We start from the raw sequence: 22399 nt of genomic DNA on the forward strand, positions 1-22399 counted from the left end.
ATGGCGCACGGAGATGTACTCGAGTTCGAGGAGTACGTACGCACCCGGCAGGACGCCCTGCTGCGCAGCGCCCGGCGCCTGGTCCCGGACCCCACCGACGCGCAGGACCTCCTGCAGACCGCCCTCGTGCGCACCTACGGCCGCTGGGAGGGCATCGCCGACAAGTCCCTGGCCGACGCCTACCTGCGGCGCGTCATGATCAACACGCGGACCGAGTGGTGGCGGGCCCGCAAGCTCGACGAGGTCCCCACCGAGCAGCTCCCGGACGCCTCCGTCGAGGACGGCTCCGACCAGCGCGCCGACCGGGCCCTGCTCATGGACATCCTCAAGGTCCTCGCGCCCAAGCAGCGCAGTGTCGTGGTGCTGCGACACTGGGAGCAGATGAGCACCGAGGAGACGGCCGCGGCGCTCGGAATGTCGGCGGGAACCGTGAAGAGCACCTTGCACCGCGCGCTGGCCCGGCTCCGCCAGGAGCTGGAGAGCCGGGACCTGGACATGCGTGCGCTCGAACGCGGTGACCACACCACGCGGTACGAGAGGCGGGAGCGGTGCGCGGCCTGAACGGCCCGAGCCTGAGCGGCAGAAACTCGCTGGTACTGACGTCGGCGGGGACGGTCGTCCTCGTCGGCACAGTGCTGTTCGCGGCCGGCTGTTCCGCCGGCGGCACCGGCCTGCGCGACGGCGGCCCCGCCCGTACGGACTCGGTGTCCCGCAACAACCAGCCCACCGCCGCGCCGAGCGGCCCGGTGGCCCTGGGCCACACCCCCGCCGCGGGGACGGGCAACCCCCTCAAGAAGGTCGACCCGGTGGCCCTGCTGAAGGCGGACCCCAAGGTCAGCGCCGAGATCAAGCGGGACCTCAAGCCCTGCACGGGCAAGGAGTACCCGGTCGACGTCAGCTACGGGAAGGTGACCGGGAACAGCGTGGCCGACATCGTCGTCAACGTCCTGTCCTGCGCCGACGCCCTGGGCCGGGGCTCCTACGTGTACCGGTCGGACGGCGGGAAGTACGAGAATGTCTTCGCCGACGAGCAGCCGCCCGTCTACGCCGAGATCGACCGGGGCGACCTGGTGGTCAGCAAGCCGGTCTACGGCAAGAGCGACGCCCTCTCCTACCCCTCCGGCGAGGACGTGATCACGTACCGCTGGAACGGGGAGAATTTCGCCGAGCAGGACCGCGTCCACTCGGAGTTCAGCAACGTCGGTGACGGCGGGGCCCAGCCGGCCCCCGCCGTCACCCCCCCGAAGAACTGACCGCACAAGCACACGCACAAGACCGGAGTGAGGCTGGGCATGGCCGAGACCCACGTGCTGTTCGTGGAGGACGACGACGTCATCCGCGAGGCCACGACCCTGGCGCTGGAGCGCGACGGGTTCATGGTCACCGCCATGCCCGACGGCCTGTCCGGACTGGAGTCCTTCCGGGCGAACCGGCCCGACATCGCCCTGCTGGACGTCATGGTGCCCGGCATGGACGGCGTGAGCCTGTGCCGGCGCATCCGTGACGAGTCCACCGTCCCGGTGATCATGCTCTCGGCGCGCGCCGACTCCATCGACGTGGTCCTGGGCCTGGAGGCGGGCGCGGACGACTACGTCACCAAGCCCTTCGACGGCTCGGTCCTCGTCGCCCGGATCCGCGCGGTCCTGCGCCGCTTCGGACACGCGGGCGGCGCGCAGAACGGCGGCAACGGGCCGGGGGACGACGACGGCGCCGACGAGCGCGGGGTGCTGTCCTTCGGCGACCTGGAGGTCGACACCGAGGGCATGGAGGTCCGCCGGGCGGGCGCCCCCGTCGCCCTGACCCCCACCGAGATGCGGCTGCTGCTGGAGTTCTCCTCCGCTCCCGGCACCGTCCTGTCCCGCGACCGGCTCCTGGAGCGGGTCTGGGACTACGACTGGGGCGGCGACACCCGCGTCGTGGACGTCCACGTCCAGCGGCTGCGCACCAAGATCGGGCAGGACCGGATCGAGACGGTCCGCGGCTTCGGATACAAGCTCAAGGCATGAGAACCACAGCATGAGGCGTTTCACCCTGCGCACGGGGATCCGCTGGAAGATCACGCTCGCCATCGCCGCCGTCGGCGCCCTCACCGCGCTCGCCCTGAGCCTGGTGGTGCACAGCGCCGCCCGCGTGTCGATGCTGGAGAGCGCCCGCGACTCCGAGCTGGAACGGGTGCAGTACATCGCCCGCACCCCCGACGCCGGCCGCAAGCCCATCTGGGGCGCCAAGCTCAACGACCCCGACCTCCCCGCCCAACTGCGCGAGAAGGCCCGCTCGGGGCGGCGCGGCACCTACATCCAGGAGGCCCCCAAGCGGGCCCCCGAGGTGTGGGCGGCCGTACCCCTCGGCAACGGGCAGGTGCTCTCCATGCACCACGAGTTCCGCGAGAGCGCCAACATGGTGCGCGACCTGGACCGGGCCCTCGTCATCGGCTCCCTCGCCGTCGTGATCGGCGGCTCGGCCCTCGGCGTGCTCATCGGCGGGCAGATCTCCAGCCGGCTGCGCAAGGCCGCGGCCGCCGCCCAGCGGGTGGCGCACGGCGACCCCGAGGTCCGCGTGCGGGACGCGGTGGGCGGCGTCGTGCGCGACGAGACGGACGACCTCGCCCGGGCGGTGGACGCCATGGCCGACGCCCTCCAGCAGCGGCTGGAGGCCGAGCGGCGGGTCACCGCCGACATCGCGCACGAACTGCGCACCCCGGTGACGGGGCTGCTCACCGCCGCGGAGCTGCTGCCGCCGGGGAGGCCGACGGAGCTGGTGCGCGACCGGGCGCAGGCGATGCGGGCCCTGGTCGAGGACGTCCTGGAGGTGGCCCGGCTGGACGGCGCGTCCGAGCGTGCCGAGCTGCAGGAGGTGGCGCTGGGCGAGTTCGTCAACCGCCGGGTGACGGCGCTGATGCCGGAGGCCTCGGTACGGGTGGTCGCGGACGAGATCGTCAGCACCGACCCGCGCCGCCTGGAGCGGATCCTCGGCAACCTGCTGGCCAACGCCGCGCGGTACGGGCAGGCGCCGATCCAGGTCGACGTCGAGGGCCGCGTCGTCCGCGTCCGGGACCACGGGCCGGGCTTCCCCGAGGCCCTGCTGCGCGAGGGCCCGAGCCGGTTCCGCACCGGTTCGACGGACCGGGCGGGGGTCGGGCACGGGCTCGGCCTGACCATCGCCGAGGGGCAGGCCCGCGTCCTGGGCGCCCGCCTCACCTTCCGCAACGTCGCGGCCCCGGGCGGCGCGGACACCGAGGGGGCGGCGGCCGGGGCGGTGGCGGTCCTGTGGCTCCCGGAACACGCCCCGACGACGACGGGCAGCTTCCCGATCGTCCAGCTCCCGGGCTGACCCCCGGCAGTGTCGGTCCGGGGGCTTCCGGGTTCGCGGTGATGTTCTAGCATCCGTGCCATGACTGACGGTACGGATCGCCCTGACAGCCCCCAGCCCGGCCCCGCCTCCGGCGGGTACGGCTATCCCCAGCCCGGGCCGTCCAACCCCTACCAGCCGGAGCCCGTGCCGGGGCAGCCGGGGCAGGGCTTCGGGCCGCCGCCCACCGCCGGGGAAACGTTCCCGCCCCCGATACCGGAGACCTTCGCCGCCGGCCCCACCCCGGACTGGCAGGCGATGGCCGACGCCTCCGAGTCGCAGCGCAAGAAGCGCCGGATGCTCACCATCGGCGGCGGGGTGCTCGCCGTGCTGCTGGTGGCGGGGGGCGCGACGTTCTTCGTACTGCAGGGCGGTGACAAGCCGGACAAGCCGGCGGCCTCCTCCTCGGGCTCCCCCACCCCCTCGGGCGGGGCGAAGTCCCCGACCCACAACCCCGACGACGACTACCCGACCCTCCCCGGCGAGCCGAACGTCCTGCGCGACTACAACGGCAAGACGGGCATCGCCCTGGGCCCGGGCGCCTCGCTGGGCGAACTGTCCATGCGCACCGAGGTCCGCTTCAAGGGCGCGCCGGACTCGTACGCGCAGGGCGCCGAGGCGGCCGTGGACGTCACGAAGAGCTTCAGCGTCTCCACCCGCGTCTACAACACCACCGAGGGCGGCTCACACATGGCGATCAGCCAGGGCGACGGGGACTCGTACTCGTTCGAGCTGGGCTTCGAGGTGGTGAACGGCAAGAAGGCCTGGGTGTTCCGGGTGCAGACCGGCGACAAGGGCCAGGCGGCCACGGCCCAGCAGGTCGTCGTGGACAACGTGGACACCACGAAGAAGTGGGCGCTGCTGACGGGGACCTACGACGCGGAGAAGAAGACCATCGCGCTGTGGGTGGACGACAAGCAGGCCGGCCAGGCGCAGGTCTCCGGCATCTGGGCCGGCCCCGGCCCGCTCCAGCTGGGCCGGGCCCGCCACCACGGGATCTGGAGCGCGTCGTGGGAGGGGGCCCTCGACCACATCCGGGTCTTCGACCAGGTCCTGAACCAGGAGCAGCTCACGGTCGTGAAGACCAACAAGCTCGGCAAGATCAAGCCGACCCACGCCTGGCTCGTCTGAGCCAGGGGGGTCAGACGGTGACGCCGACGGTCCGCAGGAAGGCCACGGGGTTGATCGCGGAGCCGTAGTCCGGCGTCGTGCGGATCTCGAAGTGCAGGTGCGGACCGCTGGAGTTGCCGGTGTTGCCGGACAGGGCGATCTTCTGGTCGACGGAGACCTTCTGGCCGATCGTGACCAGGATCTTCGACAGGTGCGCGTACTGGGAGTACGTGTTGTCCGCGTGCTTGATCACGATGGCGTTGCCGTAGGCCGGACCGTCGCCGCCGCCGTTGGGGCCGGCCTTGACGACGGTGCCGGCGGAGGCGGCGTGCACGGGGGTGCCGACGGGGACGGCGAAGTCCTGGCCGGAGTGCTTGTGGGCCCACATGCTGCCGCCCTTGCCGAAGGTCGCGGAGAGCGTGTAGCTCTCGACGGGCTTGTCCCAGAGCCCGGCCTTCCCGGCGGCGGCCTGGGCGGCCTGGGCCTGGGCCTGCGCCTGGACGGCGGTCAGCTCGGCGGTGGCGGACAGGGCGGTGGGGGCCTCGTCGGCGAAGGCGGCGGTCGTCCCGGCCCCGAGGGCCAGCGCCGCACCGAGGGCGGTGGCGGCGAGGGCGGTACGGGTACGACGGGTGCTGACGCGCTTCGCGGACATGCGGGACCTCCGGGGCCGGGGACAGGATGCGGGCAAGAAAGATCCCGGCACTGCGGCCTGCGCCGCGACTGCCGGGCTTGCCCCACCTTGGTAACCCGCGCCCCCACCCTTCCCCAAACGTCCGATTTACTACGCCCCCTCGTAGCCGCATGAGCCTTCCGGCCCCCCGTTGACGGCCCCCATCCAGGCCCAATGCGGGGACAAAAGGGGCACCAACCCCTACGGCGGCGGATAGTAGGTCCGTTTTGTTCTGTGCGGCTTGTCACGACGCCAAAGGGGCGGCCCCGGAACCGAATGGTCCCGGGGCCGCCCCTTCGCGTGCAGCTACGGCTTCCGCTGACGCGTTACGCGCCCTTCGACAGGTCCGGGCCCGAGCCCGTGGCCTCAATCGGGGGGAGGTCGGGCAGGGCCGACTTCTCCTCGCCGCGGAAGGTGAACTTGGCTTCCTCACCCTCACCCTCGACACCGACCACCACGATGTGACCGGGGCGCAGCTCGCCGAAGAGGATCTTCTCCGACAGCAGGTCCTCGATCTCGCGCTGGATGGTCCGGCGCAGCGGGCGGGCACCCATGATCGGGTCGTAGCCGCGCTTGGCCAGGAGCAGCTTCGCCTCACCGCTGAGCTCGATGCCCATGTCGCGGTCCTTGAGGCGCTCGTCCACCTTGGCGATCATCAGGTCGACGATCTGGATGATGTCTTCCTGGCTGAGCTGGTGGAAGACGACCGTGTCGTCGACGCGGTTGAGGAACTCAGGCCGGAAGTGCTGCTTGAGCTCTTCGTTGACCTTCGCCTTCATCCGGTCGTAACCGGTCTTGACATCGCCCTGGGCGGCGAAGCCCAGGTTGAAGCCCTTGGAGATGTCCCGCGTACCCAGGTTGGTCGTCATGATGATGACCGTGTTCTTGAAGTCGACCACCCGTCCCTGGGAGTCGGTCAGGCGACCGTCCTCCAGGATCTGCAGCAGCGAATTGAAGATATCCGGGTGCGCCTTCTCGACCTCGTCGAAGAGGACGACGGAGAACGGCTTCCGGCGGACCTTCTCGGTCAGCTGGCCGCCCTCTTCGTAGCCCACGTAGCCGGGGGGCGAACCGAAGAGACGCGAAACCGTGTGCTTCTCGCTGAACTCCGACATGTCGAGGGAGATCAGCGCGTCCTCGTCACCGAAGAGGAATTCGGCGAGGGTCTTCGACAGCTCGGTCTTACCGACACCGGACGGGCCGGCGAAGATGAACGAGCCGCCGGGGCGCTTCGGGTCCTTCAGGCCGGCCCGCGTACGGCGGATCGCCTGCGAAAGGGCCTTGATGGCGTCCTTCTGCCCGATGACGCGCTTGTGGAGCTCGTCTTCCATGCGGAGCAGTCGCGAGGACTCCTCCTCGGTCAGCTTGAAGACGGGAATGCCGGTCGCGGTCGCCAGGACCTCGGCGATGAGCTCGCCGTCGACCTCGGCGACGACGTCCATGTCGCCGGCCTTCCACTCCTTCTCGCGCTTGGACTTCGCGGCGAGCAGCTGCTTCTCCGAATCACGGAGCGAAGCCGCCTTCTCGAAGTCCTGGGAGTCGATGGCCGACTCCTTGTCGCGGCGCACGGCCGCGATCTTCTCGTCGAACTCGCGCAGGTCCGGCGGCGCGGTCATCCGGCGGATGCGCATCCGGGAGCCGGCCTCGTCGATCAGGTCGATCGCCTTGTCCGGCAGGAAGCGGTCCGAGATGTACCGGTCGGCCAGCGTGGCGGCCTGCACCAGGGCCTCGTCCGTGATCGACACGCGGTGGTGGGCCTCGTACCGGTCACGGAGACCCTTGAGGATCTCGATGGTGTGCGGCAGCGACGGCTCCGCGACCTGGATCGGCTGGAAGCGGCGCTCCAGCGCGGCGTCCTTCTCCAGGTGCTTGCGGTACTCGTCGAGCGTCGTGGCACCGATGGTCTGGAGCTCACCACGGGCCAGCATGGGCTTCAGGATCGAAGCCGCGTCGATCGCGCCCTCGGCGGCGCCCGCACCGACCAGCGTGTGGAGCTCGTCGATGAACAGGATGATGTCGCCGCGGGTGCGGATCTCCTTGAGGACCTTCTTCAGGCGCTCCTCGAAGTCACCGCGGTAGCGGGAACCGGCGACCAGTGCACCCAGGTCGAGGGTGTACAGGTGCTTGTCCTTGAGGGTCTCGGGCACCTCGCCCTTGACGATGGCCTGGGCCAGCCCCTCGACGACGGCGGTCTTGCCGACGCCGGGCTCGCCGATGAGGACCGGGTTGTTCTTGGTCCGGCGGGACAGCACCTGCATGACCCGCTCGATCTCCTTCTCGCGCCCGATGACCGGGTCGAGCTTGGATTCGCGGGCAGCCTGGGTGAGGTTGCGGCCGAACTGGTCGAGGACCAGCGAGGTCGAGGGGGTGCCCTCGGCCGGGCCGCCTGCGGTGGCCGACTCCTTGCCGCCCCCGGTGTAGCCGGAGAGCAGCTGGATGACCTGCTGCCGGACCCTGTTCAGATCGGCGCCCAGCTTCACGAGGACCTGGGCGGCGACGCCCTCGCCCTCGCGGATCAGGCCGAGCAGGATGTGCTCGGTGCCGATGTAGTTGTGGCCGAGCTGGAGGGCCTCTCGGAGCGAAAGCTCCAGGACCTTCTTCGCCCGCGGCGTGAAGGGGATGTGGCCGGACGGGGCCTGCTGGCCCTGGCCGATGATCTCCTCAACCTGCTGGCGAACAGCCTCGAGCGAAATCCCGAGGCTCTCCAGGGCCTTAGCGGCGACACCCTCACCCTCGTGGATCAAGCCCAGGAGGATGTGCTCGGTGCCGATGTAGTTGTGGTTGAGCATCCGGGCTTCTTCCTGAGCCAGGACGACAACCCGCCGCGCGCGGTCGGTGAACCTCTCGAACATCGTTTATCGCTCCTCAGAGCGGTCGGGCAGTTCGGGGTCGGTCCCCGCCCTGTCCTTCCGCATGCTAGTCCCGCGGGACGGGACAGCTCATTCCAACTGCCGACATCCGTCCACGGCTCACCCCCACGTCGGTGAGGAAAACCGGCTGTAAGAGCCGACTACTGCTCCAACCTGATGGTGCGAGACGATGTTCCCGCAGGCCAGGCAGATACCCGTCACACGTGTACGCCGATGGCGAACGGAAGCCGCTCAAATCAGCGTGTCGCCCCGATCCACTAGGAATGTCTTACCCGTAAGGACTGACACTCCATGCCGGTCAGCACGGTTCCCTCCGCTACGGGCGAACACGCTTGTGTCCCGAATGTGGGACTCCGCTCCACGGATGTTTACGTTCCGCATTGATTCGGGTGCACTCCGTAACCCGGTGGCGGTGCCCGGAGTTCATCCGTTCATGGCCGTCGTCAACACCGTGAACGCCGTTCCCCCGCCCCGCGCTCCTTCCGGGACGGACGCCCGGGCTTTACGCGCGGACACCCGTACCTGGTACGAGCGGGTGCTCGGCTGGGCCACGGTGGCCGGGCCGCCCGTGCGGCTGGTCACCGGGGTCCGGTTCGACGTGCTGGAGCTTCCGGCGGAGGCCGGGGCCGGGCTGCTGCGCCGCCCCGGCCTGGCCACCGGTCCGGTGGCGCTGGAGGGGCGCAGGATGCGCTTCCTGGTCGCCCCGGGGGCCGCCGACGAGCTGGAGGGGCTGCTCGACTGGCTGGAGTGGGGCGGGGTGGCGCTGGAGCTCACCGCCCTGGGTGCGGGGGGCGGGATCACCGCCCCCGTGCCGCCCGGGCGCGAGCCGGGAGGGGATCCCGGGAGGGCCGCCGTGTGGCTGCGGCCCCCCGAGCTGGGGTGCGAGGCCTCGCTGCCGGCCCTGCCGGGTCCGGGGCGGGGCGCCGGGGCCGGACCCGGGGGGTCCGGCGGGCCCGACCTCGTACGCCTGGTGGCCGCGGCGGCGACGGAATGCCACCGCGCCCGCCTGTGGCGGCGTACGCGTCAGCCCTTGGCCTTCTCGTAGGCCTCGCGGATGTCCGCGGGGACGCGGCCGCGGTCGTTCACGTTGTAGCCGTTCTCCTTGGCCCACGCGCGGATCTCGGCGGTGTCGGGGTTGCCGGCCGAGGCCGCGGCGCGGCCCTTGACGCGGCCGGCGGAGGCGCGTCCACCGGTGCGGCGGCCGCCCTTGGTGTACGGGTCGAGCAGCCCGCGGAGCTTTTCGGCGTTCGCGGTGGTGAGGTCGATCTCGTAGGTCTTGCCATCCAGAGCGAACGTCACGGTCTCGTCCGCCTCGCCACCGTCGAGGTCGTCGACAAGAAGGACCTGAACCTTCTGTGCCACCGGATTTCCTTTCATCGAAAATGCAGTACGCGGAAAGGAAACCGCTTTTGCGTGGAAAACACAAACCCCCGGGAGAGGTTCAGGAGCTCAACAAGGCGGGAAACGTACGCGATTCGGACATAGGCCACGGGCGGCTGCGGCCTGGAATAGCCCTCGCGACCGATCAGAGGTGCAGCAGCATCCGGCTGTTGCCCAAGGTGTTCGGCTTCACTCGTTCGAGACCGAGGAACTCGGCGACTCCCTCGTCATAGGAACGCAGGAGCTCCATGTAGACATCGGTCTCCACGGCGGTCTCGCCGATCTCGACGAACCCGTGCTTCGCGAAGAAGTCGACTTCGAAGGTCAGGCAGAATACCCGGCTCACCCCGACCCGGCGGGCGGTCTCCAACAACTTGGCGAGCAGCTGGTGCCCGACTCCGGCGCCCTTCAGGTCGAGGTCGACCGCGAGCGTGCGCACTTCGGCGAGGTCTTCCCACATGACGTGGAGAGCTCCGCAGCCCACCACCTGGCCGTCGGAGAGGCGTTCCGCGACCCAGAACTCCTGGATGTCCTCGTAAAGGACGACCGGGGCTTTGTCGAGGAGGATCCGCTGCTGCACGTACTGGTCCAGCAGGCGGCGCAGGGCCGGAACATCTCCGGTGCGCGCGCGGCGGATGGTCACTGTTTTCGCGTCTGTGGTGGAAAGCTCTCCCATAGGCCGGACGCTATCGCCCCGGCTCGCTCCGGCGCGCGCCGGAACCCCCTTCTTCCCCGGGAGCGGAGGGGGCCGTGCCCGGGCCGGCGGCGGGGGGCGCGGGGGCGTCGGCGGCGGCCGGGGGCTCGGGCTCGTCGTGCTGGACGATGCGTACGGCGTCGCGGAGGGCCTCGCGCTGTTCCGGGGACATCATGCCGAAGAAGGCGACGAGGGCGGCCGCGGGGTTGTCGCTCGTCGACCAGGCTTCGTTCATCAGTGCGGCCGAGTAGGCGGCGCGGGTGGAGACCGCCGTATATCGATAGGCGCGGCCTTCCGCTTCCCGGCGGACCCAGCCCTTCTGATGGAGATTGTCCATAACGGTCATGACCGTGGTGTACGCGATGGACCGTTCCTGCTGGAGGTCTTCCAGGACTTCCCGAACGGTGACCGGGCGGTTCCACTGCCACACCCGCGTCATGACTGCGTCTTCGAGTTCTCCCAAGGGGCGAGGCACAGCAGCACGATAGTGCGGAATGGGCGGAATTGCCCGACTATTCGTGGTGCAACGCGCGGCCAATACCCGGGCGGCGGTCCTACTTCTGCGGCTGTCCCGCTTCGGCGCGGGCGAGCACGGCGTCCACGGCCGCGTCTTCCTTGGCCTTGTTGGCGCCGCCCTGGCTCTTCACGATCGTCCTCACGAGGAAGATGAAGAACGTGGCCATCACGATGGGGGGCACGAGCGCGGAAACGTAGTCCATGCCCCCCAGCGTAGCTACACCGCCTCGCGGCCGGCCGCCGGGGGCGCGGCGGGCCCCCGGCGGGGCGGGAAGACCTCCCCCGGGGTGGGCACGGGCCGTCCGGGCCGCGGGGGCTCCTTCGGCGAGGGGGCCTTCGGGTCGGGGGTCCTCGGCGCGGGCTCCTTCGGTGAGGGGCCCTTCGGCGACGGCTCTCTCGGTGCGGGCTCCTTCGGCGACGCGTCCTTCCGGGACGGCCCCGTCGGCGCGGGCTCGGGGCCGGGCCGCTCGGGGCGCGGTGCGGCGGCGGCCGGCTCCCCGCGGCCGCCGGCCAGGGCGAGCAGGCGGGTGCGGGGCGCGGGGGCAGCGGCCGCGAGCCGGCGCCGTACGGAGCGCCCCGCGACGCCCTGGGCCCGTTCCAGCACGGCGGCGGCGACCGGGTTGGCCCGCAGGGCGCGCAGGGCGGAGAGGTCGTCGGGGTCCGGCTCGTACCCGGCGGCGAGGGCGTCCTGGAGCAGTTCCAGGTAGCCCGACAGGCTCCCGGGCAGGGCTCTGCGGTAGCGGGCGAGGTCGTCGAGCAGGAAGGCTCTGAGCCGTCCCGCCTCCCGGACCGCTTCGTCCACCGACGCCGCGAGGCGCAGGCAGTCCTGGACCTCGGCGGCCGTCAGCGGGGCCGTGGAGGACTGGAGGGCGTGGGCGAGGCTCCGCCTGAGCACGAGCAGCTCGGCGGCGCTGAAGGCCATGCCGCCGCGGGATCCGTAGGGCGTGGGCATGCGCCGAAGATACGCGCTAATCGGACAAAATCCCCTGATGGCGGGAAGGTGCGGCGCGGCGTGCGCGCGCCGCGGGCCCCGCCGGGATCAGCCCGTCTCCTTCACGGCCTCGACGAAATCGGCCCAGGCGGCGTGGGTGGTGGCCATCACGAAGTGCGCGGGGTCGGCCCGGTCGGCCACCCGTACGAGGGTGCCGGGGGCCGCCGCCACGTAGACGCAGGCCTCCCCCTCGCCGCAGTACGACGATTTGCGCCACTCGGTCGGGGCGTTCGTCATGGTGTCTCCTCCGTTGTGGACGAGGTCACGTTGCCTCTCCAGCGGGACGCTACCTTCGTCTGAGTCACACTCCGGCCACTTCCCGTAAAAAAACACGGCTGATAAATATCACTCCGCCGTCACGGGCCGTCACTCGACCGGGAAGGCGTAGGCGATCTCGTAGCGGGAGTCGGGGATCACGAGGTCGGCGGTCTCCACCGGCCGGCCGTCGGAATCGATGTAGGTCCGCTCGATCCGGGTGATCATCGAGCCGAGGCTGATCCCGAGCAGGTTGGCCTGGTCCTGGTTGGCGCGGGCGGGGCGCGGCACCTCCACGACGGAGGTGACCGTGATGCCGATGGAACGCATCCGCGCCACGACCCCGGCGCCGCGCATCTCGCCGACCTCGGGCAGCACGACCGGCGTCCCGGAGGTGATCGCGAGGGGCTCCCAGGACTCGGAGAGCTCGGCGGGACTGCCGTCGGCCATGAACTCGTAGCGGGTCATCACGCAGGGCGCGCCGGGTTCGATGGCCAGGCGGGCGGCGATCCGCTCGGGCGCGGGGACCTGGGGGTGGGTCCGGGAGTCCCAGGAGGCGGCGATGCCGTGCGCGGCGGCCTCGGAGCGGAAGGTGTTGCCGGAGCCGGGGACCCGGCGGCGGGTGCGGAGCATCCGCATGCGGCGGCGCGGGGTGCGCACGTAGGTGCCGGAGCCGGCGCGGCCCTCCAGGAACCCCTCGATGATCAGCTGCTCCATCGCCCGCTGGGTGACGCCCTGGCCGACCCCGTACTCCTCGGCGAAGCGGGCGCGGGAGGGGAGCCGGTCTCCGATCTTCCACTCGCCCGCCTCGATGCGGGCCCGAAGGGCTTCGACCACCTGCAAGTACGGTGATTCACGGGGCATCCGGGCCGTCCTCTGCCGTCTCGACCGTGCCGCTCGGGAGCGTGTGCGTCCGACGCCGACAAGCTAACCGATCAGCTCGGAGCTGAGGATTCGGAATGACGGTGGGTACGGACGACTCCCGTACGCGGAGGGGCGGTTGGGCCCGAACAGCACTCCGCCCGCCGCACCCCGGGCAGGGCGCGGCGGGCGGAGTCCCGTGCGCTCAGTCGAAGTTGGGCGCGTTGCGCTCGTACACCAGCCGCAGGCCGATCAGGGTCAGCCAGGGCTCGTGCTCGTCGATCACCGTGGTCTCGCCGAGGACGATCGGGGCCAGCCCGCCGGTGGCGATCACCCGGACGTCGTCCGGGTCGCCGTCCGGGCCCACCAGGTCCCGGGCCATGCGGTGCACGATCCCGTCGACCTGGCCCGCGAACCCGTAGACCACGCCCGACTGCATCGCCTCGACCGTGGACTTGCCGATCACGTTGCGCGGCCGGGCCAGCTCGATCTTGCGCAGCTGCGCGCCGCGCATCCCGAGCGCCTCCATCGAGATCTCGATGCCCGGGGAGATCACCCCGCCCACGTACTCGCCGCGCACCGAGATCGCGTCGAAGGTGGTCGCCGTCCCCATGTCGACGACGATCGCCGGTCCCCCGTACAGCTCGACGGCCGCGACCGCGTTGACGATGCGGTCCGCGCCGACCTCCTTGGGGTTGTCCATCAGAATGGGCACGCCCGTCTTGACGCCGGGCTCCACCAGCACCGACGGCACGTCGCCGTAGTAGCGGCGGGTGACCTCGCGCAGCTCGTGCAGGACGGAGGGGACCGTCGCGCAGATGGCGATGCCGTGGATCCCGTCGCCCAGCTCGCTGCCGAGCATCGGGTGCATGCCCATCAGGCCCTGGAGCAGGACGGCCATCTCGTCGGCCGTGCGGCGCGGGTCGGTCGAGACCCGCCAGTGCTCGACGATCTCCTCGCCGTCGAACAGACCCATGACGGTGTGGGTGTTGCCCACGTCGATGGTGAGCAGCACCGGCTACACCGCCTCGCGCAGGTCGAGGCCGATGTCCAGGATCGGAGAGGAGTGCGTGAGCGCGCCCACCGCCAGGTAGTCCACGCCGGTCTCGGCGTAGGCGCGGGCGGTCTCCAGGGTGAGGCGGCCCGAGGACTCCAGGGCGGCGCGGCCGGCCACGAGGGTGACGGCCTCCTCGGTCTCCGGGACGGTGAAGTTGTCCAGGAGGATCAGGTCGGCGCCCGCGTCGACGACCTCGCGGACCTGGTGCATGGTGTCGACCTCGACCTCGACCGGCAGGTCCGGGAAGGCCTCGCGGACGGCCTTGAAGGCCTGGGCGACGCCGCCGGCGGCGATCACGTGGTTGTCCTTGACCAGCGCCGCGTCCGACAGGGACATGCGGTGGTTGACGCCGCCGCCGCAGCGGACCGCGTACTTCTCCAGCGAGCGCAGGCCGGGGGTGGTCTTGCGGGTGTCGCGGACCTTGGCCTTCGTGCCCTCCAGCACGTCCGCCCAGCGGCGGGTCGCCGTCGCGATGCCGGACAGGCGGCACAGGAGGTTCAGGGCGCTGCGCTCGGCCGTCAGCAGGTCGCGGGTGCGGGCGCGGACCGACAGCAGCAGCTGCCCGGCCTCCACGCGGTCGCCGTCCTCGGCGTGCCGCTCCACCTCGAACGCCTCCGTACAGACCACGGAGAACACGGCCTCGGCGATCCGCAGCCCGGCCACGACCCCGGCCTCGCGGGCCACGAAGTCGGCGACGGCCTCGGCCTCTTCGGGGACGGTGGCGGCGGTGGTGACGTCGACACCGCCGTCCAGGTCCTCGGACAGCGCCATGTGCGCGATGTCCTCGACCTCGATCGGGTCGAGGCCCGCGTCCGCGAGCAGCTGGGCGAGCGCCGGGTCGAGGCCGCTCTCCTCTCCCTCGCCGCAGCCGCAGTCGTCGCCGCAGCCGCCTTCGTTCTGCTCGATCAGGGGGAGTTCGGGGAGTTCGGGGGTGCTCACGGTCGGTGCTCCTGGCTTGAGGGGTGGGCGTGGGGAACGTCTACGGGCGCCGGGCGCCGGAGGGGGCGTCCGCGTCCACGGGCGGGAAGTCCGCCGAGTCGGTAGGGGTGACGACCAGCGCGCGGCGCTCCGTCGCCGAGAGCCGCACCACCAGGTGGCGGCGCCAGGCGTCGTCGCGGTCGGGGTGGTCCTCGCGCCAGTGGCAGCCGCGGGTCTCGGCACGCCGCTGGGCGGCGGCGACCAGGACGCGGGCCACGCAGAGCAGGTTGGTCGCCTCCCAGGTGTCCACGCCCGGTTCGGCGGTCTTGCCGTGGGTCTCCAGCTCGCCGAGGGCCGTCGTGTACAGGGTCTCCAGGGCCTCGGAGGCCTCGCTCAGGGACTCCGCGGAACGCAGCACGCCCGCGCCCTGGGACATGATCCGCTGGATCTCGTAGCGGGCCGTCGCGGGCTGGAGCGGGCCGGTCGCGGGCACGGGTATGCCCGGGCCGCTGCCCTCGGGGGCGCGGGAGACGATGTCCTCGGCGATCCGCTCGGCGAAGACCAGGCCCTCCAGGAGGGAGTTGGAGGCCAGGCGGTTGGCTCCGTGCACGCCGGTGCAGGCGACCTCGCCGCAGGCGTACAGGCCCGGGACGGTGGTGCGGCCGTGCAGGTCGGTGCGGACGCCGCCGGAGGCGTAGTGCGCGGCGGGCGCGACCGGGATGGGCTCGGTCACCGGGTCGATGCCGTGGGAACGGCAGGCGGCGAGGATGGTGGGGAAGCGGTTCTCCCACATCTCGGCGCCGAAGTGCCGGGCGTCGAGGTACATGTGCCGGGCGTCCTGCTCCTGCATGCGGCGCATGATGCCCTTGGCCACGATGTCGCGCGGGGCGAGCTCGGCGAGCTCGTGCTGGCCCACCATGAAGCGGACCCCGTCGGCGTCGACGAGGTGGGCGCCCTCGCCCCGTACGGCCTCCGAGACCAGGGGCTGCTGGCCCTCCGCGTCCGGGCCCAGGAACAGGACGGTCGGGTGGAACTGGACGAACTCCAGGTCGGAGACCTCGGCGCCGGCGCGCAGCGCGAGGGCGACGCCGTCGCCGGTGGAGACGGACGGGTTGGTGGTCGCGGAGAAGACCTGGCCCATGCCGCCGGTCGCGAGGATCACGGCGGGCGCGTGGACGGCGCCGACGCCGTCGTGCTGGCCCTCGCCCATCACGTGCAGGGTGACGCCGGCCGTGCGGCCCTCGGCGTCCTGGAGCAGGTCCAGGACCAGCGCGTTCTCGACCGTCTCTATGCCGGCGGCGTGGACGGCCTCCACGAGGGCGCGGGAGATCTCGGCGCCGGTGGCGTCGCCGCCCGCGTGCGCGATCCGGCGGCGGTGGTGGCCGCCCTCGCGGGTCAGCTCGATCTCGCCGGTCTCGGCGGAGGTGTCGAAGACGGCCCCCGCCGCGATGAGCCGGCGCACCGCGCCCGGGCCCTCGGTGACCAGGAGCCGTACGGCGTTCTCGTCGCACAGTCCCGCACCGGCCACCAGGGTGTCGTCCAGGTGCTGCTCGGGGGTGTCGCCCTCACCGAGCGCGGCGGCGATGCCGCCCTGGGCCCAGCGGGTCGATCCGTCGTCGAGGCGGGCCTTGGTGACCACGACCGTACGGCGGCCCGCGGCGGCGCAGCGCAGCGCGGCGGTCAGGCCCGCGACGCCGGATCCGACGACCACGACGTCCGCGTCGACGGCCCAGCCGGGGGCGGGGGCGTCCAGCCGTATGCCGGTGCCGGGGCCGGCGGCGTCCGGGGTGCCTGCGCTGCCCGGGGTGCCTGGGTTGCCGGGGGTGCCTGGGTTGCCGGGAGTGCCTGTGGTGCTCACGCGTGTGCTCCGAACTCCAATGGGATGTTGTCGATCAGCCGGGTCGTGCCGACCTTCGCCGCGACGGCCAGCACGGCCTGTCCGGTGAACTCGGGGCCGACGTCGGTGAAGTCCTGCGGGTCCACCAGCGCCAGGTAGTCCAGGACCAGCGGCGGGTCGTGGCGGGCCGCCTCCTCCAGGACGTGCCGGGCCGCGGCCCGTACGGCGTCCGGCAGGCCGCTGCCGGCGGTGACGGCCGCCGACACGGCGTGGGCGTCGGCGGAGGCGCGGATCTCGCCCAGCCGGGCCAGGGCGGTGGCCCGCTCGTCGCTGGCGGGCGCGGCCTCGGCGCGGGCGCGCAGCGCGGCCTGCGCCGCGAGCCGGTCGCGGCCGGCGAACAGGGCGCGGGAGAGGGCGAGGGCGGCGGGGCGCTCGGCCGGGGTGAGGTAGCGGTTGCGGGAGGACAGGGCGAGCCCGTCGTCCTCGCGGACGGTGGGGACGCCGACCACCTCGACGGGGAAGTTGAGGTCGGTCACCATGCGCCGGATCAGCGCCAGCTGCTGGGCGTCCTTCTGCCCGAAGAGGGCCAGGTCGGGGCGGGTGAGGTGGAGCAGCTTGGCGACGACGGTGAGCATGCCGTCGAAGTGGCCGGGGCGGGTGGCGCCCTCCAGGCGTTCGCCCATCGGCCCGGCGGTGATCCGCACCTGCGGGTCGCCGCCCGGGTAGACCTCCTCCACGGAGGGCGCGAACACGGCGTCGGCGCCCGCGGCTTCGGCGATCACCAGGTCGGCGTCGAGGGTGCGCGGGTAGCGGTCGAGGTCCTCGTTCGCCCCGAACTGGAGCGGGTTGACGAAGACCGTCACCACGACCTGCCCGTCGGGGCCGGCCTGCTCGCGCGCGGCGCGCACCAGGGTGGCGTGGCCCTCGTGCAGGGCGCCCATGGTCATCACGACGGCACGGCGGCCGGTGCGCGGCAGCTTGTGGAGCTCTTCGGCGGTGTTCAGCAGCTGGAGCGGGCCGGTCATCGCTCCCCACCCTTCGGATCGGCGGTGTCGGTGGTGCCGTCGTCGGCGAGGACGCCGAGCAGGTCCTCGGCGAGCTCGGGCTTGAGCAGTCCGTGCGCGAGGGCCCGGTCGGCGGTGATGCGGGCCATGGCGAGGTAACCGGCGACGGTGCCGGGGGCGTACTTGCGCAGCTCGGAGACGTGCGCGGCGACGGTGCCGGCGTCACCGCGGGCGACGGGGCCGGTCAGGGCGGCGTCGCCGGAGCGCAGGGCGTTGTCCAGGGCGGCGCCGAGGAGCGGGCCGAGCATCCGGTCGGGGTGCTCGACCCCGGCGGTGCTCAGCAGCTCCATCGCCTGGGCGACCAGGGTGACCAGGTGGTTCGCACCCAGGGCGAGGGCCGCGTGGTAGAGCGGACGGCTCTCCTCCGCGATCCACTCGGGCTCCCCGCCCATCTCGATGACCAGCGCTTCGGCGGCGAGCCGCAGCTCGTCGGGGGCGGTCACGCCGAAGGAGCAGCCGGCCAGCCGCTGCACGTCCACCTCGGTACCGGTGAAGGTCATCGCGGGGTGCAGGGCCAGCGGCAGGGCGCCCGCACGGCGCGCCGGGTCGAGCACGGCGGTCCCGTACCGGCCGGAGGTGTGCACGAGGAGCTGCCCGGGACGCACGGCCCCGGTCGCGACGAGGCCCTCGACCAGCCCGGGCAGGGCGTCGTCGGGGACGGTGAGGAGCACCAGCTCGGCCCGCTCCAGCACCTGCGCGGGGGTGAGGAGGGGGACGCCGGGCAGCATCCGGTCGGCCCGGCGCCGGGAGGCGTCGGACACGCCGGAGACGGCGACGGGGTGGTGCCCGGCCTGCTGCAGGGCGCGGGCCAGCGCGGGCCCGACGCGGCCGGCGCCGACGACTCCGACGGAGAGCCGGGCGGGGCGCTCTTGCTGCGATGAGTTCACGCGGGGAATGCCTTCCGTTCCAGTCCGCGGGGGGTACCGGACGATACGTCGCCATGCTAGGCCCTCGGGGCGGGAGGGCGCCGGTCAGGCCTGGGGGGTGCGGGGTGCGGGGTGCGGGGTGCGGGGTAAATGGTTCGGGGTGGCCGGGGGGTGGGGGGCATGATCGTGGGATGGATGGTGTGACGGACGAAGACGTGAAGGAAGACGGGGGCGTCGGGGACATGGCGGACACGGCGGACACGGCCGACGAGGCGGCGGAACGGACGAAGCGGGCCGTGGAGGCCTGGCGGGCGGCCACGCGGGTGCTGACGCGCAGCCCCCGGGCCGAGACCGTCGGGGAACTGCTCGCGGAGCTGGCGGACGCCCCGTACGACATGGACGCGTCCGCCGACCTCTACGGGGACGGGGTCGTCGCCGAGCTGGAGCGGCGGGTCGCCGACCTGCTGGGCACCGAGGACGCCGCCTTCTTCCCCACGGGGACGATGGCCCAGCAGATCGCCCTGCGCTGCTGGGCGGGCCGCACCGGGAACCCCGTGGTCGCGATGCACCCGATGGGCCACCCCGAGCGGTGGGAGGGCGGCGCGCTGTCGACGGTGTCGGGGCTGCGCACGGTCCACCCGGTGGAGGAGCTGCGCCAGCCGACGCCGGAGGAGGTCCGGGACCACCCCGAGCCCTTCGGCACGCTGATGCTGGAGCTGCCGCTGCGCGACGCCGGGTTCCTGCTGCCCTCGTGGGAGGAGCTGACGGGGCTCGTGGACGCCGCCCGGGAGCGGGACGCGGTGGTCCACTTCGACGGGGCCCGGCTGTGGGAGTGCACCGTCCACTTCGGCCGCCCCCTGGCGGAGATCGCCGGGCTGGCCGACTCGGTCTACGTGTCCTTCTACAAGTCCCTGGGCGGCCTGAGCGGGGCCTGCCTGGCGGGGGCCCGCGGCTTCGTGGAGGAGACCCGCGTCTGGCGCCACCGGTACGGGGGCCAGATCTTCCGCCAGTTCCCCCAGGCCCTGTCGGCCCTGGCCGGCCTCGACCGGGAGCTGCCCCGGCTCCCGGCGTACGTCGAGCAGGCCCGGATGGTCGCGGGAGCGCTGCGCGAGGGCTTCGAGGCGGCCGGGGTGCCGTGGTTCCGGATCAACCCCGGGGTACCGCACACGCACCAGTTCCAGGTGTGGCTCCCGCACGAGCCGGACCGCCTGACCGAAGCGGGCACACGGCTGGCGGAGGAGGAGGGCACGGTCCTGTTCGGGCGGTGGAGCGCGGAGGGGGTCGCGCCGGGCCTGTCGATGACGGAGGTCACGGTGACGCAGCCGGGGCTGGCGTGGACGCCGCAGGACGTCCGGGAGGCAGTGGCGGGGTTCTTGGCGCGGGTGTAGGGGGTGGGGCGCGGGCCCGCTTTTGCCCCCGCGAGGGGCCGGGGCGGGTCGGCGGCTGCCCACCCGCCTCGGGCGGGGTCCGCGCGGACCGGCAACGGCCGGCGGACCGGGGGCGGGGAGGGCGGGACCACACTCGGCGGTCTCAGGGATGGGTTGGGGCTTTCCCGTCAGTCTCATCGTCCTTCCACGTCGGGCCGCCCTGTCAAGGGCGCTCCTTCGTCGCGTCGCTTCGCGATCGCCTGCGGCGACCCTTGACAGGCCGTCCCGCCACGGAAAAACGAAGACTGCCGGGAAACCCCCAAAGGAACGGGACGGACGTTCATTGGACATGCGGCCGTATCAGCGACCCTTCGGGGTCGTCGGGGGCTGGCAGACAGGGCATCCGGGCCGACATCGACCGTAATCGGGGCCGTAATCCGCGCCAGATCGCTACGCGCTCCTCCCGTCTCAGCGTCTACCAGCCGCCTGGGGCCGCTGCCCGCACCAAAGGCCGACAGAATCGTCATCCGGGGCCGGTGGGCGCCACAAATCGCTACGCGCTCCTCCCGTCCCGGCGTCCGACGGCGTCTTGGGCTGATACCTGCACCAAATGACGAACAGGTCGGCATCCGGGCTTGCGGGCGCGCCAGATCGCTACGCGCTGCCGAGATTCCGGCGGCTGCCGGTCGTCCGGGGCTGTTGCCTGCACCAGAAGACGAACAGAGCAGTGTCCGGGGCACCCGGGCGCAACAGATCGCTACGCGCTCCTCTCGTCTCGGCGTCCGGCCGCCGTCTGGGGCTGATATCCGCACCCAATGACGAACAGGGGGGCCTGACGAGGAGGTTGACCAGGCAAGTTGTTGCGCACACCCCCGGTCGACATGTCTCGACGGGCAGGAGAGCATGAGGGTAGGGACTCCTGGGCTGGTCGTCATGGGCGTGGTCCGAGTCCCTCTCGATCCCTCCCCCTCAGGTGAGGAATTCTGATGAACCAGCGAACCCGTAGAACCCTGTGCACCACCCTCATGGCCTGTTCACTCGCCGTCGGGCCGGTCACCGCCGCACGGGCCGTCAACGCCCCGGCGGCGGGTCCGTCCGGTTCGGAGTGCTTCGTCGAAGCCAAGGCGGGCGATGCGACGAAAGCGACGGTCACGGGCGGGGGCTTCGCAAAGGCCAAGGGAAAGGTCTTCCTCGACCAGACCGACGGCGACGGCGGCGGCACCGCCACAGTGGGCGACGACGGTACGTTCACCTCCGGCGAGGTACCGGCCGGTAAATACGTCGCCTTCCAGCAAGGTGGTCCGCGCGTGAACTGCGTGGGTGGACAGGAAGCCCAGGACATCGTCAACCAGAAGCTGATCCTCTCCGAGCAGACCCGCGGCACCAACGAGGGCTGGGCCCAGGGGAGGAAGCTGGCCAAGTCCGGTGCCTGTGACGCGAAAGCCGAACCGCGGACGCCGAACCTTCATGGGCTTGCCGCCGATTCAGAGGCCCAGAAGAAGGCCGAAGAGGCCTACAAGAACGCGTACTCCGCCTCCTTCGGCAAAGCCATCGACTTCTACTGCCACCACTAGCCGGTCGGGTGCGGATATCGGCCCCAGACGGCGGCCGGACGCCGAACGAGAGGAGCGCGTAGCGATCTGGCGCGCCCGCAAGCCCGGATGCCGACCTGTTCGTCATTTGGTGCAGGTATCAGCCCAAGACGGCCGTCAGACGCCGGGACGGGAGGAGCGCGTAGCGATTTGTGGCGCCCCCCGGCCCCGGATGACGATCCTGTCGGCCTTTGGTGCGGGCAGCGGCCCCAGGCGGCTGGTAGACGCTGAGACGGGAGGAGCGCGTAGCGATCTGTTGCGGATTACGGCCCCGGATGGCAATCCTGTCGGCCCGGATGCCTGGCGAGGCGGCCCCCGACGACCCCGAAGGGTCGCTGATACGGCCGCATGTCCAATGAACGTCCGTCCCGTTCCTTTGGGGGTTTCCCGGCAGTCTTCGTTTTTCCGTGGCGGGACGGCCTGTCAAGGGTCGCCGCAGGCGATCGCGAAGCGACGCGACGAAGGAGCGCCCTTGACAGGGTGGCCCGACGCGGAAGGACGATGAGACTGACGGAAAAGCCCCAACCCCTCCCTGAGACCGCCCCGCCGGGACCCCGCCCTCCCCACCCCCGCTCCGCCGCCCCGCTCCCGCCCCACGGGGACCCTGCGCCTCGGCCCCCCACCCCCACCCCACCCCCTCAGCACGTCCGCGTCCCGTGGACGAACAGCCGGGTCAGGGCGTGGCGCCAGGGGTGGGTGGTGGGGGCGCCCTCGACGGCGGCTTCGAACTGGGCCGCCGTGCGCAGGGAGCGCAGGACGGCCAGGTCGTCGCGGCCCGGGGGCGGGGGCATGGGGGTGCCGTGCTGGGAGGCGCGGTAGGTGTCGACGAGGTACTGCTCTATCGCGGTCATGACTCCACCCTCACCCCGTCGGCCGCGGTCCGCGCGTCGATTGACGCGAGGCGTCAATCGACGCCTCCCACCTGCGGCGGAGCCCCCGCCCGGCCACCCGGACGGCCCCGGGGTCGGGCGTGTCGGCGGGGCCACCCCGGGGGTCCGGGCGG

General features: G+C 72.1%; 23 protein-coding genes. 8 read left to right on the forward strand and 15 right to left on the reverse strand.

Going from position 1 to position 22399, the window contains the following annotated elements:
- From B4U46_RS15670 to B4U46_RS15690, 5 genes are read left to right on the forward strand one after another with little or no spacing between them, the layout of a single operon-like run.
- Positions 1-561, forward strand: a complete 561-nt coding sequence (locus tag B4U46_RS15670) for a SigE family RNA polymerase sigma factor (RefSeq protein WP_079427960.1) — start codon at positions 1-3, stop codon at positions 559-561.
- Positions 549-1253 (forward strand): hypothetical protein, encoded by a 705-nt coding sequence (locus B4U46_RS15675; protein ID WP_079427962.1) that lies wholly within the window; start codon positions 549-551, stop codon positions 1251-1253. Before B4U46_RS15670 ends, B4U46_RS15675 begins: the two co-directional genes overlap by 13 nt.
- A 39-nt stretch (positions 1254-1292) precedes the next feature.
- Complete coding sequence (cseB, locus tag B4U46_RS15680) at positions 1293-2006, forward strand: two-component system response regulator CseB (RefSeq protein ID WP_079427964.1); 714 nt, start codon at positions 1293-1295, stop codon at positions 2004-2006.
- 10 nt (positions 2007-2016) lie between these two features.
- Positions 2017-3330, forward strand: coding sequence for a two-component system sensor histidine kinase CseC (gene cseC, locus B4U46_RS15685; RefSeq protein WP_079427965.1), 1314 nt, complete (start codon positions 2017-2019; stop codon positions 3328-3330).
- Between the two features lie 60 nt (positions 3331-3390).
- Positions 3391-4479 (forward strand): LamG-like jellyroll fold domain-containing protein, encoded by a 1089-nt coding sequence (locus B4U46_RS15690; RefSeq protein WP_123995742.1) that lies wholly within the window; start codon positions 3391-3393, stop codon positions 4477-4479.
- 10 nt (positions 4480-4489) lie between these two features.
- On the opposite strand, the gene B4U46_RS15695 is transcribed toward B4U46_RS15690, so the two are convergent.
- A complete protein-coding gene (locus B4U46_RS15695) occupies positions 4490-5110 on the reverse strand; it encodes a M23 family metallopeptidase (RefSeq protein WP_079427969.1) in 621 nt (206 codons plus the stop codon).
- Positions 5111-5454: 344 nt separating this feature from the next.
- Positions 5455-7980, reverse strand: coding sequence for an ATP-dependent Clp protease ATP-binding subunit (locus B4U46_RS15700; protein WP_079427971.1), 2526 nt, complete (start codon positions 7978-7980; stop codon positions 5455-5457).
- A gap of 451 nt (positions 7981-8431) precedes the next feature.
- Between B4U46_RS15700 and B4U46_RS15710 the strand changes: the two genes are divergently transcribed.
- Positions 8432-9043, forward strand: coding sequence for an SCO3374 family protein (locus tag B4U46_RS15710; protein ID WP_079427973.1), 612 nt, complete (start codon positions 8432-8434; stop codon positions 9041-9043).
- On the opposite strand, the gene B4U46_RS15715 is transcribed toward B4U46_RS15710, so the two are convergent.
- From B4U46_RS15715 to B4U46_RS15765, 12 genes are all read right to left on the reverse strand, one after another.
- Positions 9022-9360, reverse strand: a complete 339-nt coding sequence (locus B4U46_RS15715; protein WP_079427975.1) for a histone-like nucleoid-structuring protein Lsr2 — start codon at positions 9358-9360, stop codon at positions 9022-9024. The genes B4U46_RS15710 and B4U46_RS15715 overlap by 22 nt on opposite strands.
- 163 nt (positions 9361-9523) lie before the next feature.
- The gene (locus B4U46_RS15720) at positions 9524-10054 is read right to left on the reverse strand and encodes an amino-acid N-acetyltransferase (RefSeq protein ID WP_079427977.1); all 531 of its coding nucleotides are present in this window, start codon (positions 10052-10054) and stop codon (positions 9524-9526) included.
- Positions 10055-10064: 10 nt separating this feature from the next.
- Positions 10065-10547: a BlaI/MecI/CopY family transcriptional regulator gene (locus B4U46_RS15725; protein ID WP_079427979.1), complete on the reverse strand. Its 483-nt coding sequence runs from the start codon at positions 10545-10547 to the stop codon at positions 10065-10067.
- A gap of 79 nt (positions 10548-10626) precedes the next feature.
- Positions 10627-10791 carry a hypothetical protein gene (locus tag B4U46_RS38045; protein WP_167747589.1) on the reverse strand — a complete coding sequence of 55 codons (165 nt, stop codon included), beginning with the start codon at positions 10789-10791 and terminating at the stop codon, positions 10627-10629.
- Between the two features lie 14 nt (positions 10792-10805).
- Positions 10806-11540 carry a hypothetical protein gene (locus B4U46_RS15730; protein ID WP_079427981.1) on the reverse strand — a complete coding sequence of 245 codons (735 nt, stop codon included), beginning with the start codon at positions 11538-11540 and terminating at the stop codon, positions 10806-10808.
- An 87-nt stretch (positions 11541-11627) separates the two neighbouring features.
- On the reverse strand, positions 11628-11816 hold the full coding sequence (locus tag B4U46_RS15735; protein WP_079427983.1) for a DUF397 domain-containing protein: 189 nt from the start codon (positions 11814-11816) through the stop codon (positions 11628-11630).
- 129 nt (positions 11817-11945) lie between these two features.
- Positions 11946-12698 (reverse strand): GntR family transcriptional regulator, encoded by a 753-nt coding sequence (locus B4U46_RS15740; RefSeq protein ID WP_079427985.1) that lies wholly within the window; start codon positions 12696-12698, stop codon positions 11946-11948.
- A 202-nt stretch (positions 12699-12900) separates the two neighbouring features.
- Positions 12901-13710, reverse strand: a complete 810-nt coding sequence (locus tag B4U46_RS15745; protein WP_079427987.1) for a type III pantothenate kinase — start codon at positions 13708-13710, stop codon at positions 12901-12903.
- 3 nt (positions 13711-13713) lie between these two features.
- Positions 13714-14691 (reverse strand): carboxylating nicotinate-nucleotide diphosphorylase, encoded by a 978-nt coding sequence (gene nadC, locus B4U46_RS15750; protein ID WP_079427989.1) that lies wholly within the window; start codon positions 14689-14691, stop codon positions 13714-13716.
- A gap of 40 nt (positions 14692-14731) precedes the next feature.
- The gene (locus B4U46_RS15755) at positions 14732-16429 is read right to left on the reverse strand and encodes an L-aspartate oxidase (RefSeq protein ID WP_079431786.1); all 1698 of its coding nucleotides are present in this window, start codon (positions 16427-16429) and stop codon (positions 14732-14734) included.
- Positions 16430-16524: 95 nt separating this feature from the next.
- A complete protein-coding gene (gene panC / locus B4U46_RS15760) occupies positions 16525-17532 on the reverse strand; it encodes a pantoate--beta-alanine ligase (protein ID WP_079427991.1) in 1008 nt (335 codons plus the stop codon).
- Complete coding sequence (locus B4U46_RS15765) at positions 17529-18458, reverse strand: Rossmann-like and DUF2520 domain-containing protein (RefSeq protein ID WP_079427993.1); 930 nt, start codon at positions 18456-18458, stop codon at positions 17529-17531. Before B4U46_RS15765 ends, panC begins: the two co-directional genes overlap by 4 nt.
- Positions 18459-18679: 221 nt before the next feature.
- On the opposite strand from B4U46_RS15765, the gene B4U46_RS15770 reads away from it, so the two are divergent.
- On the forward strand, positions 18680-19825 hold the full coding sequence (locus tag B4U46_RS15770; RefSeq protein WP_079431787.1) for a threonine aldolase family protein: 1146 nt from the start codon (positions 18680-18682) through the stop codon (positions 19823-19825).
- Positions 19826-20790: 965 nt separating this feature from the next.
- Entirely contained in the window at positions 20791-21378 is a 588-nt protein-coding gene (locus tag B4U46_RS15775) for a hypothetical protein (protein ID WP_123995743.1), read from the forward strand.
- 656 nt (positions 21379-22034) lie between these two features.
- Here the strand turns inward: B4U46_RS15775 and B4U46_RS15785 are convergent.
- Entirely contained in the window at positions 22035-22247 is a 213-nt protein-coding gene (locus B4U46_RS15785; protein ID WP_079427997.1) for a hypothetical protein, read from the reverse strand.
- Positions 22248-22399 lie beyond the last annotated feature (152 nt).

Source organism: Streptomyces katrae, from assembly GCF_002028425.1.
GTDB classification, from domain to species: domain Bacteria; phylum Actinomycetota; class Actinomycetes; order Streptomycetales; family Streptomycetaceae; genus Streptomyces; species Streptomyces katrae_A.

What these genes read in the sequence shown, in the direction of transcription:
- cseC (WP_079427965.1), top strand. Translation starts at nt 2,017, where the DNA reads ATGAGGCGTTTCACCCTGCGCACGGGGATCCGCTGGAAGATCACGCTC.
- panC (WP_079427991.1), bottom strand. Translation starts at nt 17,532, where the DNA reads ATGACCGGCCCGCTCCAGCTGCTGAACACCGCCGAAGAGCTCCACAAG.
- B4U46_RS15775 (WP_123995743.1), top strand. Translation starts at nt 20,791, where the DNA reads ATGAACCAGCGAACCCGTAGAACCCTGTGCACCACCCTCATGGCCTGT.
- B4U46_RS15720 (WP_079427977.1), bottom strand. Translation starts at nt 10,054, where the DNA reads ATGGGAGAGCTTTCCACCACAGACGCGAAAACAGTGACCATCCGCCGC.
- B4U46_RS15710 (WP_079427973.1), top strand. Translation starts at nt 8,432, where the DNA reads ATGGCCGTCGTCAACACCGTGAACGCCGTTCCCCCGCCCCGCGCTCCT.
- B4U46_RS15735 (WP_079427983.1), bottom strand. Translation starts at nt 11,816, where the DNA reads ATGACGAACGCCCCGACCGAGTGGCGCAAATCGTCGTACTGCGGCGAG.
- B4U46_RS15730 (WP_079427981.1), bottom strand. Translation starts at nt 11,540, where the DNA reads ATGCCCACGCCCTACGGATCCCGCGGCGGCATGGCCTTCAGCGCCGCC.
- B4U46_RS15785 (WP_079427997.1), bottom strand. Translation starts at nt 22,247, where the DNA reads ATGACCGCGATAGAGCAGTACCTCGTCGACACCTACCGCGCCTCCCAG.
- B4U46_RS15700 (WP_079427971.1), bottom strand. Translation starts at nt 7,980, where the DNA reads ATGTTCGAGAGGTTCACCGACCGCGCGCGGCGGGTTGTCGTCCTGGCT.
- B4U46_RS38045 (WP_167747589.1), bottom strand. Translation starts at nt 10,791, where the DNA reads ATGGACTACGTTTCCGCGCTCGTGCCCCCCATCGTGATGGCCACGTTC.
- B4U46_RS15770 (WP_079431787.1), top strand. Translation starts at nt 18,680, where the DNA reads ATGGCGGACACGGCGGACACGGCCGACGAGGCGGCGGAACGGACGAAG.
- cseB (WP_079427964.1), top strand. Translation starts at nt 1,293, where the DNA reads ATGGCCGAGACCCACGTGCTGTTCGTGGAGGACGACGACGTCATCCGC.
- B4U46_RS15690 (WP_123995742.1), top strand. Translation starts at nt 3,391, where the DNA reads ATGACTGACGGTACGGATCGCCCTGACAGCCCCCAGCCCGGCCCCGCC.
- B4U46_RS15740 (WP_079427985.1), bottom strand. Translation starts at nt 12,698, where the DNA reads ATGCCCCGTGAATCACCGTACTTGCAGGTGGTCGAAGCCCTTCGGGCC.
- B4U46_RS15695 (WP_079427969.1), bottom strand. Translation starts at nt 5,110, where the DNA reads ATGTCCGCGAAGCGCGTCAGCACCCGTCGTACCCGTACCGCCCTCGCC.
- B4U46_RS15670 (WP_079427960.1), top strand. Translation starts at nt 1, where the DNA reads ATGGCGCACGGAGATGTACTCGAGTTCGAGGAGTACGTACGCACCCGG.